Here is a 13,260-nt window from a genome sequence, read left to right as displayed (position 1 = left end):
GCGCTCACGCCAGAAACAGACCTACAAAGGCGTGACGACAAGACCAACGATTAGGAGACGAGCCACCATGTACCTGACCCAGGCGCTGCACCGCGCGATGCAGCAGAAACCGGACAAGACCGCGGTGCGCTTCGGCAGCCGCAGCAAGAGCTTCCGCGAATTCGGCGAACGCGTGGCCCGGCTCGCCGGCGCGCTGCAGAAGCTCGGCATGAAGAACGGCGACCGGGTCGCGATGCTGTCGCTCAATTCCGACCGCTACCTCGAATACCAGATGGCCGTGCCCTGGGGCGGCGGCGTGCTCAATCCCTGCAACATCCGCTGGTCGCCGGCCGAGATCCTCTATTCGCTCGAGGACTCGGGCTCGCAGATCCTGCTGGTCGACGACGCCTTCCGCGCCGCCGCCGAGCAGCTGCGCGGCCAGTCCACCACCCTGCGCGAGCTGATCTACTGCGGCGACGGCGCGGTGCCCGCCGGCATGCTCGGCTACGAGGCGCTGCTCGACAGCGCGGCGCCCGTGCCCGACGCCTACCGCCATGGCGACGACCTCGCCGGCATCTTCTACACCGGCGGCACCACGGGTTTTCCTAAGGGCGTGATGCTGAGCCACGCCAACCTCTGCGCCTCGGCGCTGGCCGCCCAGGCCGAGGGCATGGCGCCGGCCGAGGGCTGCTACCTGCATGCGGCGCCGATGTTCCACCTGGCCGACATGGGCATCTCGGGGCCGCACTGGTTCCAGGGCAACACGCATGTGGTGATCCCGATGTTCAACCCCGAGTCGGTGCTCGATGCGATCGAGCGCGAGCGCGTGACCCATACGCTGCTGGTGCCGACCATGATCCAGATGCTGGTCGACCATCCCGCCATGCGCGACAGGCCGCGCGAGCTCGGCAGCCTGCGCGGCATCGCCTACGGCGCCTCGCCAATCTCCGAGGCCGTGCTCAACCGCGCGATGGCGGCGCTGCCGGGCGTGGACTTCGTGCAGGCCTACGGCATGACCGAGCTGTCGCCGGTCGCCACCATCAACCCCGCCTGGTACCACACGGTCGAGGGCCGCAAGGCCGGCAAGCTGCGCTCGGCCGGCCGCGCGAGCTTCTGCATGGAAGTGCGCATCGTCGATGCCGAGGGCGCCGAGGTGCCGCGCGGCACGGTGGGCGAGGTGGCGGTGCGCGGGCCGAACGTGATGCTCGGCTACTGGAACAAGCCCGAGCAGACGGCCGCCGCGGTGCGCGAGGGCTGGATGCACACCGGCGACGGCGCCTACATGGACGACGACGGCTTCATCTTCGTGGTCGACCGCATGAAGGACATGATCATCAGCGGCGGCGAGAACATCTACTCGGCCGAGGTCGAGAATGCCATTGCCCAGCATCCGGCGGTCGCGGCCTGCGCGGTCATCGGCATCCCGAGCGAGGAGTGGGGCGAGGCCGTGCATGCGGTGCTGGTCGCCAAGCCGGGGCAGCCGGTCACGGCCGACGAGCTGATCGCGCATTGCAAGACCCTGATCGCGGGCTACAAGTGCCCGCGCAGCGTGGCGCTGGTCGAGGCGCTGCCGCTCTCGGGCGCCGGCAAGGTGCTCAAGACCAAGCTGCGCGAGCCGTTCTGGAAAGACCGCCAGCGCGCGATCGCCTGATCTTTCGTTTCGCTTCCATTCATTACACAGAGAGGAATTCCCATGACCCAGGATGTGCATGTCGTCGGTGTCGGCATGATCCCCTTCACCAAGCCCGGCGCGAACCTGCCCTATCCGCAGATGGCGGCGCAGGCCCTCAACGCGGCGCTGGCCGATGCCGGCATCGGCTACGAGCAGGTGCAGCAGGCCTACGTGGGCTATGTCTACGGCGACTCCACGGCCGGCCAGCGCGCGCTCTACGAGGTCGGCATGACCGGCATCCCGGTGGTCAACGTCAACAACAACTGCTCGACCGGCTCGACCGCGCTGTTCCTCGCGCGCCAGGCCGTGGCCAGCGGCGCGGCCGACTGCGTGCTCGCGCTCGGCTTCGAGCACATGAGCCCGGGCGCGCTGGGCGCGGTGTTCAACGACCGGCCCAGCCCCTTCGACCGCTTCGAGGCCATCACCGACGAGCTGGTGGGCAACGAGCAGGTGCCGCTCGCGCTGCGCTACTTCGGCGGCGCGGGCCTGGCCCACATGCAGCAGTACGGCACGCAGCTGTCGACCTTCGCGAAGATCCGCGCCAAGGCCAGCCGGCATGCATCGAACAACCCGGTGGCGCTGTTCCGCACCGTCGTGACCGAGGACGAGGTGCTCGCCACGCCCGTGATGTGGCCCGGCGTGATGACACGGCTCATGGCCTGCCCGCCGACCTGCGGCGCGGCCGCCGCCATCGTCTGCTCGGCCGAGTTCGCGCAGCGCCACGGCCTGGACCGCAGCGTGCGCATCAAGGCCCAGGCCATGACCACCGACCGTCCGGTGAGCTTCGAGGCACGCGACATGCGCGAAGTGGTCGGCTTCAGCATGGCGCGCGAGGCGGCGCAGAAGGTCTACGAGGCGGCGGGCGTCGGCCCGCAGGACATCGACGTGGTCGAGCTGCACGACTGCTTCGCGCACAACGAACTGATCAGCTACGAGGCGCTGGGCCTGTGCCCCGAGGGCGGTGCCGAGAAGTTCGTGGTCGATGGCGACAACACCTACGGCGGCAAGGTCGTGACCAACCCCTCGGGCGGGCTGCTGTCCAAGGGCCACCCGCTGGGCGCCACCGGGCTCGCGCAATGCACCGAGCTGGTCCAGCAGCTGCGCGGCACGGCCGACAAGCGCCAGGTCGAGGGCGCGCGGCTCGCGCTGCAGCACAACCTGGGCCTGGGCGGCGCCTGCGTGGTCACGCTCTACGAACGCGTCTGAAGAAAGGCCCGGCGATGATCGACAGGAAATGGATCGGCCACGAGCTGCCCGCCTCGGTGCTGCCGCTGGAGCGCACGCGGCTGCAGTTCTTCGCCAAGGCGATCGGCGAGACCGATCCGGTCTACACCGACCCCGCCGCGGCGCGCGATGCCGGCTATGCCGACCTGCCGGCGCCGCCCACCTTCCTGTTCGCGGCCGAGCTCGACTCGGGCGCGTCCAACCAGCTGCTGGCCGACCTGGGCATACCGCTGGCCAAGCTGCTGCACGGCGAGCAGGGCTTCAGCTACCACCGTGCGGCCTGCGCGGGCGACACCGTGACGGTGCGCTCGACCATCACCGACATCTACGACAAGAAGAACGGCGCGCTCGAGTTCGTGGTGAAGAGCTCGCGCGCCACCAACCAGCGCGACGAACTGGTGGCCGAGCTGCGCACCGTGATCGTCTGCCGGCATTGAGCCCGAGGAACCCCATGACCGCACCGAACCACGACACCGTGCAGGTCGGCGACGAACTGCCGCCGCTGCAACTGCCGCCGGTCGACCGCACCACGCTCGCGCTGTTCGCGGGCGCCTCGGGCGACCACAACCCGATCCACATCGACATCGACTTCGCGCGCCGCGCCGGCATGCCCGACGTGTTCGCGCAGGGGATGCTGGGCATGGCCTGGCTCGGCCGGCTGCTCACGCAGTGGGCACCGCAGTCGCAACTGCGCCGCTTCGACGTGCGCTTCCAGGGCCTGACCCACCTGGGCCATGCGGTGCGCTGCACGGGCCGCGTGGTCGAGAAGCTCGAGCGCGACGGCGAGCGCTGCGTGCGCGTCGAAGTCAGCAGCACCAACCAGCACGGGCAAGTGCGCATCGCGGGCGAAGCGCTGGTGGCGCTGGCCTAGGGATCGGCAACGAAGAAAGACATCCAGACATGACATCCAGACTCGAAGGCAAGGTCGCCCTCATCACCGGCTCGGGCCGCGGCATCGGCCGCTCGATCGCGCTGAAGCTCGCCTCGGAAGGCGCGCGCGTGGTGGTCAACGACCTCGACGCCGGCCCCGCGGACGAGACCGTGCAGGCGATCCGCGCCGCCGGCGGCCAGGCCGTGGCCTGCAACGGCAGCGTGGCCGCGCCCGACTTCGCCGAGCGCTTCGTCGGCACCGCGGTCAGCGAGTTCCAGGGCCTCGACATCATCGTCAACAACGCCGGCTACACCTGGGACAGCGTGGTGCAGAAGATGACCGACGAGCAGTGGTACGCCATGCTCGACGTGCACCTCACGGCGCCGTTCCGCATCCTGCGCGCGGCGCAGCCGGTGATCCGCCAGCTCTCGAAGACCGAGACCGAGGCCGGCCGGCGCACCGTGCGCAAGGTGGTGAACATCTCCTCGGTGGCCGGGCTGTTCGGCAACGCGGGCCAGGCCAACTACGCGACCGCCAAGGCCGGCATCGTCGGCATGACGCAGACGCTGGCCAAGGAATGGGGGCGCATGAACGTCACCGTCAACTGCGTGGCCTTCGGCTTCATCCAGACCCGGCTGACCGCGAGCGCGGCCGATGCGACCACCGCCAACATCGACGGTCGCGAGATCAAGGTCGGCATCAACCCCGGCCTGCTGTCGATGATGGAGCAGACCATTCCGCTGGGCCGCGGCGGCACGCCCGAGGAGGCGGCCGGCGCGGTCTACCTGCTGTGCATTCCCGAGTCGGACTACGTCAGCGGCCAGACGCTGATGTGCACCGGCGGCCTCACGGGCATCTGAGATGCCGCTCGAGCACGGCATCGGCTGGTCGGTGGAGGAGGGCATCGGCCGCATCGTGCTGCGCCGTCCCGAGCGCGCCAACGCGATCGGCGCCGCGAGCAGCCGCGCGCTGGTGCGCGCGATCGACGAGGTGCTGGCGGCCGCGCCGCGCGTGGTGCTGCTGACCGGCGAAGGCCGGGTGTTCTGCGCCGGTGGCGACATCGAGGAGTTCGTCGCGGCCGGGGAGAAGCTGCCCGCGCTGGTCGATGAGATCCTCGATCCCTTGCACCCGGCGCTGCTGCGGCTCGTGAACGGCCCGGCACCGCTCGTGACCGTGCTCAACGGCGCGGTCGGCGGGGCGGGCGTGGGGCTCGCGCTGTCCGGCGACTTCGTGCTCGCGGCCGAGTCGATGAAGCTGCGCACCGGCTACGCGGCCATCGGCCTGTCGCCCGACGCGGGCAGCTCGTGGTTCCTCGTGCGGCGCATCGGGGCGTTGCGCGCGCAGCAGTGGCTGATGCTCAGCGACCCCATCGACAGCCAACGCTGCCTCGCGGCCGGCGCGGTCGATGCGCTGCATCCCGATGCCGAACTGGCCGCGGCCGGCGAGGCGCTGGCGCGGCGGCTGGCCGCGGGCGCGCCCGGGTCCTTCGCCGCGATCAAGGCGCTGTGCGCCGATGCGCCGGGCCGCACGCTCGAGGCGCACCTGGCGCTCGAGCACCGCCTGCTGCGCGAGCGCGCGGGCAGCGCCGATGCGCGCGAGGGCGTCGCGGCCTTCCTGCAGAAGCGCGCGCCGCGTTTCGGCGCCGGCTGAATTCAGGCCGCGGGTGGATTCGTCGGCGGCAATCCGCCGGCCGGCGCGTCGCTGGCCACGGGCGCCTTCTCCTTGCGCCGGAACAGCTTGCCCGCGCCCCACAGCGCGCCGCCCACCGCCACCGCGATGATCTTGGCGAACTTGGCCAGGAAGGCCGCGATCACCGCGAACAGGCCGAGCTTCTTGACCGCCGCGCCCGCCACCAGCGCCGCGAGGCCATAGGCCGCGACCTTGTCGGTGGAGGCATCGAAGTCGGCGTAGCGCTTGCCGTCGTCGTACTGCAGCGCCGCCAGCAACTGGGTCGCGTCGGGCTTGTACTTCTCGAGGTCGTTGGCGTTGGTCACGAGGTTCAGGCTGATGTAGCCCTCGCGGCCCAGCGCATAGGTGTTGTAGTTGACGCCCTGGCCGCCCGAGGCCTCGTCCTTGTGCTTCGAGAGCGCCGACCACACGAGGCGGTGCACCGAGGCGTCGTACTGCGGCTTCTGCGCCCAGCCCGTGACCTCGATCGCCGGGATACCGCGCTTGGCGCGCTCCTCGTTCGCGGCCTCGGTGCCTTCCTTGAGGCTCTTGAGCAGGTCGTCGGCGTTCCAGTCCTTGGCGTCGTCGTCCTTGATGTAGCCCTCCTTCACGAACTTCACCACGGCGAACCAGTCGGCGTCGTTGTTCGGGAAGACCGCGCCGATGAAGCTGTCGTCGACCCGGTTGCCCATGCTGCGCATGAGCTGCGCCGCGGCCGGCGTGGGCACCCAGACATAGCCGGGCGGCAGCTTCAGATGGGCCTGGTCGCGCAGGGCGATGTCGGCCGGGCCGGTCTTCTGCACCGCGCGCGCGGCCTTGAACGCGGCCTCCTGCTCGGCTTTGAGCGAGCGGGCCGGCACGGCGGCCGAACTCGGGGGATTGGACGACGGCGCGGCGGCGGCGGGGCCGGCGGCCAGGACGGCGAACGCGAACAGGACGGCCGCCGACAGGCGGGCCATGGGGATCCTCATGCTCTCTCTCCTCGGTTGTTATCGGTTTTGCGAGACGCCGGGAGTCTATCGGTCGAACCGCACGGCGAAAGGGGTGCCTCGACCGCGAAGAAAGGCACGCCGGAGCCCTCGCGAAGCCCTGTGCGCCCTCGGTGGCGCCCCCTCGTCATGGCTCTGCGGCACACTAGCCGGCTGTTTCGAAGTGCAACGCTTTTTTCAGATGACCGACACATCACTCCAGGCCGCCGCAGAACACGTCCGCCATGCGATCCGATCGGCCACCGACGGCCTCGTCGGCCGCGACCAGCTGGCCGAGCTGATCGTGCTCGCGGCCGTGGCCCAGGAACACCTGCTGGTGATTGGCCCGCCCGGCACGGCCAAGAGCGCGGTGGTGCGGCGCGTGGCGCAGGCGCTGGGCGGCCGCTACTTCGAATACCTGCTCGGGCGCTTCACCGAGCCCTCGGAGCTGTTCGGCCCGGTCGACCTCAACAAGCTGCGCGCCGGCACCGTCGAGACCGACGTGAGCGGCATGCTGCCGGAGGCCGACGTCGCCTTTCTCGACGAGGTCTTCCTGGGCTCCACCGCCATCCTCAACACCCTGCTGGGCGTGCTCAACGAGCGCCGCTTCCGGCGCGGCCACACGCAGCTGCATTGCCCGCTGCGCGTGTGCGTGGGCGCGGCCAACGCGCTGCCCGACGACGAGAGCCTCGCGGCCTTCGGCGACCGCTTCCTGCTGCATGCCTTCATCGAGCCGCTGCCCGACCACCAGCTCGAGGCCATGCTCAGCGGCGGCTGGCGCTCCGACCATGCGCCGGCCGCGGGCGGCGGCGCGCTGGCGGACCTCGACGTCCTCTGCCGCCATCTGCAGCAGGTCGACCTCGGCGGCGTGCAGCCGGCGCTGGCCAATGCCATCCGCCAGTTGCGGCAGGCGGGCGTGACGCTGTCGGACCGGCGCATCGTGAAGTCGCAGCGGCTGCTGGCCGCCGCCGCGGTGCTGGCCGGCCGCCTGCAGACCAGCGAGGCCGACCTCTGGCCGCTGCTGTACGTGCTGCCGACCCACGAGGCGCAGCAGAGCGCGCGCGACGTGCTGCGCGATGTCTTCGCCAACGCCGCCCATCCGCACCTGCTGAGCGCGGTGGAGGAGGCGACCTTGCAGCCGCTGTCGCGCGCCGCGCGGCTGGCGGAAGCGGCGCGCGGCTGCCTGGCCGAGGAGGCCGCGCCCGAGCGCATGCGCATCGAGAGCGTTCTGCGCGAGATCGACGCGAACTTCGGCGGCGAGCACCTGCCCGAGGCGCTGGTCGAATGGCGCGGCCGGCTGGTCGAGCGCCTCGCCGTCGCCGCATGAGCCTGGCCGGTTCGATCGACTGGCGCTGGCGGCCGCGCGGCGAGCCGTTGCCTGCGGGCGCCGCGGTGGCCTGGGGCGCGACGGCGCGCGCGTTGCACCAGCGGCTGCTGAGCCTCGAGCCCGCGCAGTGCGAAGGGCTGTCGGCGACCGCGGGGCGCGACCTGCTGGTCGTGGTCGGCCGGGCCGACGCGCTGCCCTGGGTCGACGGCATCGCCTATGCGGGGCCGAGCGAAGCGGCACCGGGCCTGTGGCTGCCGGTGCTCGAGGCGCCCGACCGCCCGATCGACCTGGTGGCGCGCGCGCTGCAGCGCCGCCATCCGCAGCGCCAGCCGCTGCTGCTGTGGCCGCGGCCCGAGGCCGTGCTGCCGCTCGACCGGCTGCTGCCGCTGTCGGCGGCCCTGCTTTCGCGCATCGAGGGACATTGGGAGGGCGTGTCCGCATGACCGCCGCGCCGGCCGCCACCGAACTGCCCGAGGCGCTGCGGCCATGGCATCCATGGCTGGCCTGGTTCGCGCCCGAGCTGACGGGCGAGCTCGGTGCGCTGCTGCAGCGCATGCAGCCGCTGCTCGGGCGTTTCCGCGGCCAGGTGAAGGCCACGGCGCCTGAATTCGACGGCCTCGACGACCTGCGCCGGCGTGGCCGTTACGAGCGCCTGCTGGCGACCGAATGGCTGCTGGCGGACGAGCTGCCCGACGAGTTCCTGCGCCGCGCGGCCTCGAGCGAGCACCTGTTCCTGGCCCCGCGCCCGCGTGCGCGCGAGGCCGAGAAGGGCATCGTCGCGCTCTTCGACGCCGGGCCGCTGCAATGGGGCGCGCCGCGGCTGGGCCAGCTCGCGCTCTGGATCCTGCTGGCGCGGCGCGCGGCGCAGACCGGCAGCCTGCTGCAGTGGGGCACGCTGCAGCAGCCCGGCGTGCTGCGCGACGCGCAGGACGCGAAGCAGTTGCGGGCATTGCTGCTGGGCCGCAGCTTCGTGCCCGCCGATGTGGCGCAGGCGGCGGCCTGGCGGCTCGCGCTCGAGAAGCTCGAGCGGGCGCCCGGCGAGTGCTGGCTGATTGGCGAGGCGGCGGTCGATCCGCCCGCCGCCGAACGCTGGACCAGCCACCGCGTGCGCCTGCGCCGCGCGGTGCAGGGCGACGTGCTCGAGGTCTCGCTGTCCGACGTGGCGGGGGTGCGGCATGCGCAGCTGCCGCTGCCCGCGACCAAGGCCGCGGTGCGGCTGCTGAAGGGCGAGTTCGCGCCGTCCCCGCCGAAGGACCTGCACCAGCGCCACCGCGCCCGCGTTTCGCTGCAGCGGCCGCCGGTGATCGGCTGGCAGGGCCGGCACGTGGCGGTGCCGCTGCTCGACCAGCCCGGCGCCGCCGTGTACTTCGTGCCGCAGCAGGGCCAGAAGAAGGCCGGCAAGATCGGCCATCAGCACTGGCGCGACCAGGCCGCGCCGCTGGCGCTGGCCTTCGGCGGCAAGCGGCTGGGCGGGGTGCTCAACAGCGAGGCGGCGATGTACTTCTGGCAGGTGCCAGGCCTCGCCGCGATCGTCGAGGCGCAGGAGGAAGACCGGCTCTCGGCACCGCCCGGCCTCGGCGTGTGGCTGCCGATGGCCTGGCTGCGCCACCGTGGCGTGCAGAAGGTCTGCCTGCTCGACCGCGCCGGCCGGCTGGTGAGCTGGACGGCGCGTGCAGCGAGCCGGCCGAAGCCCGAGGAAGCCAGTCCCGCGCTGGTGGAGCGCAGCGTGCTGTGCATCAGCCAGTGGGCCGACGATGCGCTGGTCTACGTGGCGCGCCGCTCGGGTCAGCTGATGCTGTGCCGCCTCAGCGTCGATACCGGCCCGGCGACCGTGCTGCCGATCGGCACCGCTCCCGAGGACACGCGCGTCTTTCTGGCCGGTGGCAGGCACTGGCGGCTCGGCCTGGGCGCCTGCGCGGTGCGGCTCTCGGCCGACGACGGCGGCGAGGGCCGGGAGCGCTGGCGCATCCATGCGCCCAATCCAGACTACCGGGGACCGTACCGCGAGCATCCGCATGCCTGGCATGCGTTCGAGATCGGCGCGCACAAGGCGATCGCGCTGATCTTCGATGCGCACCGGGGCCGCTTCGCGATGACGGGCCTGTCGTCCGACCGCAGCGCGCTGGTGCTGCATTCGAGCGCCGGCGCCGAAACCGTCTACCACGCGCCCGAGCGCATCGAGAAGATCGCCGTCTGCCCCAACACCGGCCTGGCCGCCATGCTGACCCTGCACCGCAAGCTGATCCTGTTCGACCTGTCGCTGCGCGTGCTGCTGGGCTTCTTCCATGCCGAGGGAGGCGCGAATGGCTGACGCCGGATCGTCGCCGCGCATGCCCGCGGCACAGGTGCATCGCCCGCTGCTCAAGGGGCGGCAGCCGGTCGCGGGGCTGTGGTTTCCCGCCGACTGGCTGCACGAGGCCGCGCGCGCGCAACGCATCCTCGATGCCTGGCGGCCCGGCGCGCAACTGAGCCGCTTCGAGGCCGGCGACCTGCTGCGCTTCGCGCAGCCGGTGCTGCTCGATGGCGATGCGGCGGCCGGCTGGCCGCTGCGGCGCGAGGGCGCGACGCTGTGCTCCGCGGAACTCGCGAAGGAAGAGCGGGCCCTGCTGCCCGTGGCCGACGTCTGGCTGGTGCAGGGCGGCGAGGTGCGGCCGCTGCAGTTCGCGCAGGCCGTGGCGGTGGATCCCTCCGAGTGGCTGGCGGGCGGCCCGGCGCTGCTCGACACCTTCGACTGCCGCGAACTCCTGCCCGAGCCCGTGGTGCTCGACACCGAGGGCCGCACGGTGCGCGAACTGCTCGGCGATGCGATCCCGCCCGCGAGCCAGGCGCAGGTGGAGTTCCTGCAAAAGCTGGCGCAGGACGCCAAGGCACGCCGCGCGCCATCCGCGACAGAGGGGGACGCGGAGGGTAAGCCGCCACGGTACTGGCTCGCCTGGGTCGCCTTCGCGCTGGTGCTGCTGGGCTTTCTCATGTTCAACGCGCAGCAGCCAGGCGGTTCCTCGTCCGCGACCGCGAGCACCTCGCCGTTCGCCGATGGCTCGGCCGGGGCTTTCCTCGGCATGATGCTGCTCGTGGCGCTCGCGGTATGGGGGCTGCGCGTCTTCCATCGCCGTGCGTCGAGGCAGCCGCGCCCGCGGGTGCCGCTGGTGCCCACGCCGCCGCCGCCCGCGCAACGCGCCGAGCGCACCGCCCCGATGGCGGGGCCGGCCGGTCGGCCCTCGCGCCAGGGCTGGGTGTGGGTGCTGGTGGCGTTCGCGCTGCTGGGGCTCTACCTCGCGGGCGAGGACAGCCGCTCGCCCACGCGCGCCACCACACCGCCGGCTTCTGCTGCGTCGCAGGGCGTGGTGGCGCCCGACGGCACGCTGGCCCTGGTGCTGCTGGCCTCGCTGGTCCTGATCGTGCTCGCGTCCTGGGCCCTCTGGCGCAGGCAGGAGCGGGCCCGCGCGCGCCGGGAGATCGACGTCGCCACCCGCAAGGGCGCGCCGGCACCGGCGCCCGCCACGCTGCCGCCGCGCGGCGAGGGGCAGCCACAGCGCTCGCGCTGGCGCGACTGGCTGGCGCGCATGGCGGTCGCGTCGCGGCTGTCGAAGCTGATCGGCCGCCAGCAGGCGGCCTACATGCAGCGCATGCTCAAGATGTTCGACGACGGCGACCTGATGGAGGCGCTGCGCCATGCCATCCCGTTGGGCGGCGAGGGCCACGATGCCTTCGACGGCGGCCAGGCCTTCAGCACGCCGGGCCGGCGCGACAGCCTGTCGCTCAGCGGCGCGCTCGGGCCGCGCTCGAGCATCTACCTGGGCCACGACTTCGAGGCGCACCTGCGCCAGCTCTACCGCCGCAGCTTCGAGAAGCTCGACCGCGAGGGCCGCATCGACGAGGCCGTGTTCGTGCTGGCCGAGCTGCTGCAGTCGCGCCAGGAGGCGCTCGACTACCTCGAGAAGCACGGGCGCGCGCTGCAGGCGGCCGAACTCGCGCTGGCCTGGGACCGGCCGTCCGTGGTGATCGTGCGGCTGCTGTGCCTGGCCGGCGACTGGCGCCGCGCGGTCGCGGTGGCGCGGCGCGACAACGCCTTCGCGCAGGCCGTGCTGCAGTTGCAGGACAAGTGGCCCGATGCCGCGAACCGGCTGCGCCTGGAGTGGGGCGAGGCGCTGGCGCAGCGCGGCGAATGGCTGCGCGCGGTCGACGCGGTCTGGCCGCTGCCGGCGGCGCGCGAGCAGGCCATCGCCTGGCTGCTCGCCGCGGAAGCGGCCGAAGGGCAGCTGGCGGCACGCGCGCTGGTGCAGCGCGCCGTGCTGCTGCCCGACACGCTCGCGGCCTGCGCGCCGCGGCTGCGGGCGCTGCGCGACGACTCGAGGCTGCACCGCGAGCGCGCCGCGCTGGCGACCGAGCTGCTCGCGGTCACGCAGCACAACGACGGCTCGCGTGGCCTCGCGGCCGCGGTGATTCCCGCGCTGGTGGCCGACCACGCGCATGGCGAGGGGCGCCTCGGGGCCAAGGAGATGCAGGGCCTGCTGCGGCTGCATGCCGACCCGCTGTTGCAGGCGGACATGCCTGGCGGGGAGATGCCGGGGTTGCGGGGCGTGCCGCTGCTGAACCGGCCCTCGGTGCTGGCGCTCGAGGCGCCCGCGGCCGGCGCGCATCCGGTGCACGACGCGACGCTGCTCGAGCCGGGCCGCTACCTGCTCGCGCTCGGCGAGGCGGGCGTGCTGGTCTGCGATGCCGCGGGCCGGACCCTGGCGCGCTTTCCGGTGCCGGCCGACCGGCTCGTCGCGGCGTACAGCGGGCAGGTCGCGCTGGCGCTGGCCCGGCGCGACGGGCTGTGGCGCGTGAGCCGTATCGACCTCGTGCAGCGCCGGGTCGTCGATCTCGGGATGGTCGCCGTCGACGGCTTCGGCACGGAGTTCGACGGCATCGGCTGGACCGTGACCCGGGTCAACCGCATCCAGGTGCTCGATACCGCGCGTTCGCTGCAGGAGGTGCTGTGGCAGGTCGCCGACCTGCCGGGGTCGGTGCTCGACCTGCGCGTGTCGAATGAGCGCGAGCAGTTCGTGGTTGCCGATCCGTCGGGCACGCCGACGCTCTGGCGCTACGGCGCGGGGCAGCGGCGCCTGCAGGGCCGCGAAGCGATCGCGAAGCCCGAGGGCGTGACGTCGATGCGCCTGCTGCATCCGGGTTTCGGCGCCTTCCACCTCGTTGCCGAGGACGATGCCGAGGATGACGTCGATGGCGAGGCGAAGCTGCGCCTGCACTGGCACATCACGGCGAACCACGCGGGCGAGCTGCGGGTCTCGGGCCGGGAGGCGCGCACGCTGCGCGCGCAGGTCGACATGGCGTGGCTGGTGACGGCGGTGCAGGCGTCCGGGTCGGCGTGCCGGGTGCAGTGGCTGCGGGTGCACGACGGCGGGCTCGGCGCCACGCTGCACTGGCCCGGCGAGTTCGGGCCGCGCATGCGGCCGGTCGCCGATGGCTGGCTGCTGTTCGACGGCGAGGGCCGCGTGCTGCACCTCGACACCGAGTGCAGCACGAGCGTGGGCTTCGGCCTGCGCTGAGT

11 protein-coding genes are annotated in these 13,260 nt (G+C 72.5%); 10 read left to right on the top strand and 1 reads right to left on the bottom strand.

What is annotated here, in order from left to right; all coding sequences use genetic code 11:
• Positions 1–67 precede the first annotated feature (67 nt).
• The 6 genes from AC07PU_RS41235 to AC07PU_RS41210 are packed head-to-tail and all read left to right on the top strand — an operon-like array spanning position 68 to position 5,396.
• On the top strand, positions 68–1,630 hold the full coding sequence (locus AC07PU_RS41235) for a long-chain-fatty-acid--CoA ligase (RefSeq protein ID WP_495323547.1): 1,563 nt from the start codon (positions 68–70) through the stop codon (positions 1,628–1,630).
• Positions 1,631–1,672: 42 nt separating this feature from the next.
• The gene (locus tag AC07PU_RS41230) at positions 1,673–2,857 is read left to right on the top strand and encodes a lipid-transfer protein (RefSeq protein WP_495323546.1); all 1,185 of its coding nucleotides are present in this window, start codon (positions 1,673–1,675) and stop codon (positions 2,855–2,857) included.
• Positions 2,858–2,871: 14 nt separating this feature from the next.
• Positions 2,872–3,312, top strand: coding sequence for a MaoC family dehydratase N-terminal domain-containing protein (locus tag AC07PU_RS41225; protein ID WP_093355806.1), 441 nt, complete (start codon positions 2,872–2,874; stop codon positions 3,310–3,312).
• A gap of 14 nt (positions 3,313–3,326) precedes the next feature.
• Positions 3,327–3,746, top strand: a complete 420-nt coding sequence (locus AC07PU_RS41220; RefSeq protein WP_203201704.1) for a MaoC family dehydratase — start codon at positions 3,327–3,329, stop codon at positions 3,744–3,746.
• Between the two features lie 29 nt (positions 3,747–3,775).
• Positions 3,776–4,606, top strand: coding sequence for an SDR family NAD(P)-dependent oxidoreductase (locus AC07PU_RS41215; RefSeq protein ID WP_093355812.1), 831 nt, complete (start codon positions 3,776–3,778; stop codon positions 4,604–4,606).
• 1 nt (position 4,607) lies between these two features.
• On the top strand, positions 4,608–5,396 hold the full coding sequence (locus AC07PU_RS41210) for an enoyl-CoA hydratase-related protein (RefSeq protein ID WP_495323545.1): 789 nt from the start codon (positions 4,608–4,610) through the stop codon (positions 5,394–5,396).
• Positions 5,397–5,398: 2 nt separating this feature from the next.
• Here AC07PU_RS41210 and AC07PU_RS41205 read toward each other — a convergent pair whose 3' ends face one another.
• Positions 5,399–6,385, bottom strand: a complete 987-nt coding sequence (locus AC07PU_RS41205) for a DUF2167 domain-containing protein (protein WP_495323544.1) — start codon at positions 6,383–6,385, stop codon at positions 5,399–5,401.
• A gap of 199 nt (positions 6,386–6,584) precedes the next feature.
• Here AC07PU_RS41205 and AC07PU_RS41200 point away from each other — a divergent pair, with 199 nt between their 5' ends.
• From AC07PU_RS41200 to AC07PU_RS41185, 4 genes are read left to right on the top strand one after another with little or no spacing between them, the layout of a single operon-like run.
• A complete protein-coding gene (locus tag AC07PU_RS41200) occupies positions 6,585–7,709 on the top strand; it encodes an AAA family ATPase (RefSeq protein WP_093355816.1) in 1,125 nt (374 codons plus the stop codon).
• On the top strand, positions 7,706–8,152 hold the full coding sequence (locus AC07PU_RS41195; RefSeq protein ID WP_495323543.1) for a bpX5 domain-containing protein: 447 nt from the start codon (positions 7,706–7,708) through the stop codon (positions 8,150–8,152). The genes AC07PU_RS41200 and AC07PU_RS41195 overlap by 4 nt, the downstream gene beginning before the upstream one ends.
• Entirely contained in the window at positions 8,149–10,020 is a 1,872-nt protein-coding gene (locus AC07PU_RS41190; protein WP_495323542.1) for a hypothetical protein, read from the top strand. Before AC07PU_RS41195 ends, AC07PU_RS41190 begins: the two co-directional genes overlap by 4 nt.
• Positions 10,013–13,258 carry a bpX6 domain-containing protein gene (locus AC07PU_RS41185; protein ID WP_495323541.1) on the top strand — a complete coding sequence of 1,082 codons (3,246 nt, stop codon included), beginning with the start codon at positions 10,013–10,015 and terminating at the stop codon, positions 13,256–13,258. The genes AC07PU_RS41190 and AC07PU_RS41185 overlap by 8 nt, the downstream gene beginning before the upstream one ends.
• Positions 13,259–13,260 lie beyond the last annotated feature (2 nt).

The sequence above is a fragment of the Variovorax sp. GW821-FHT10D07 genome (assembly GCF_059415325.1).
The sequence above is the reverse complement of the archived record's forward strand: the minus strand, read 5'-3'. Positions and strand labels throughout refer to the sequence as shown.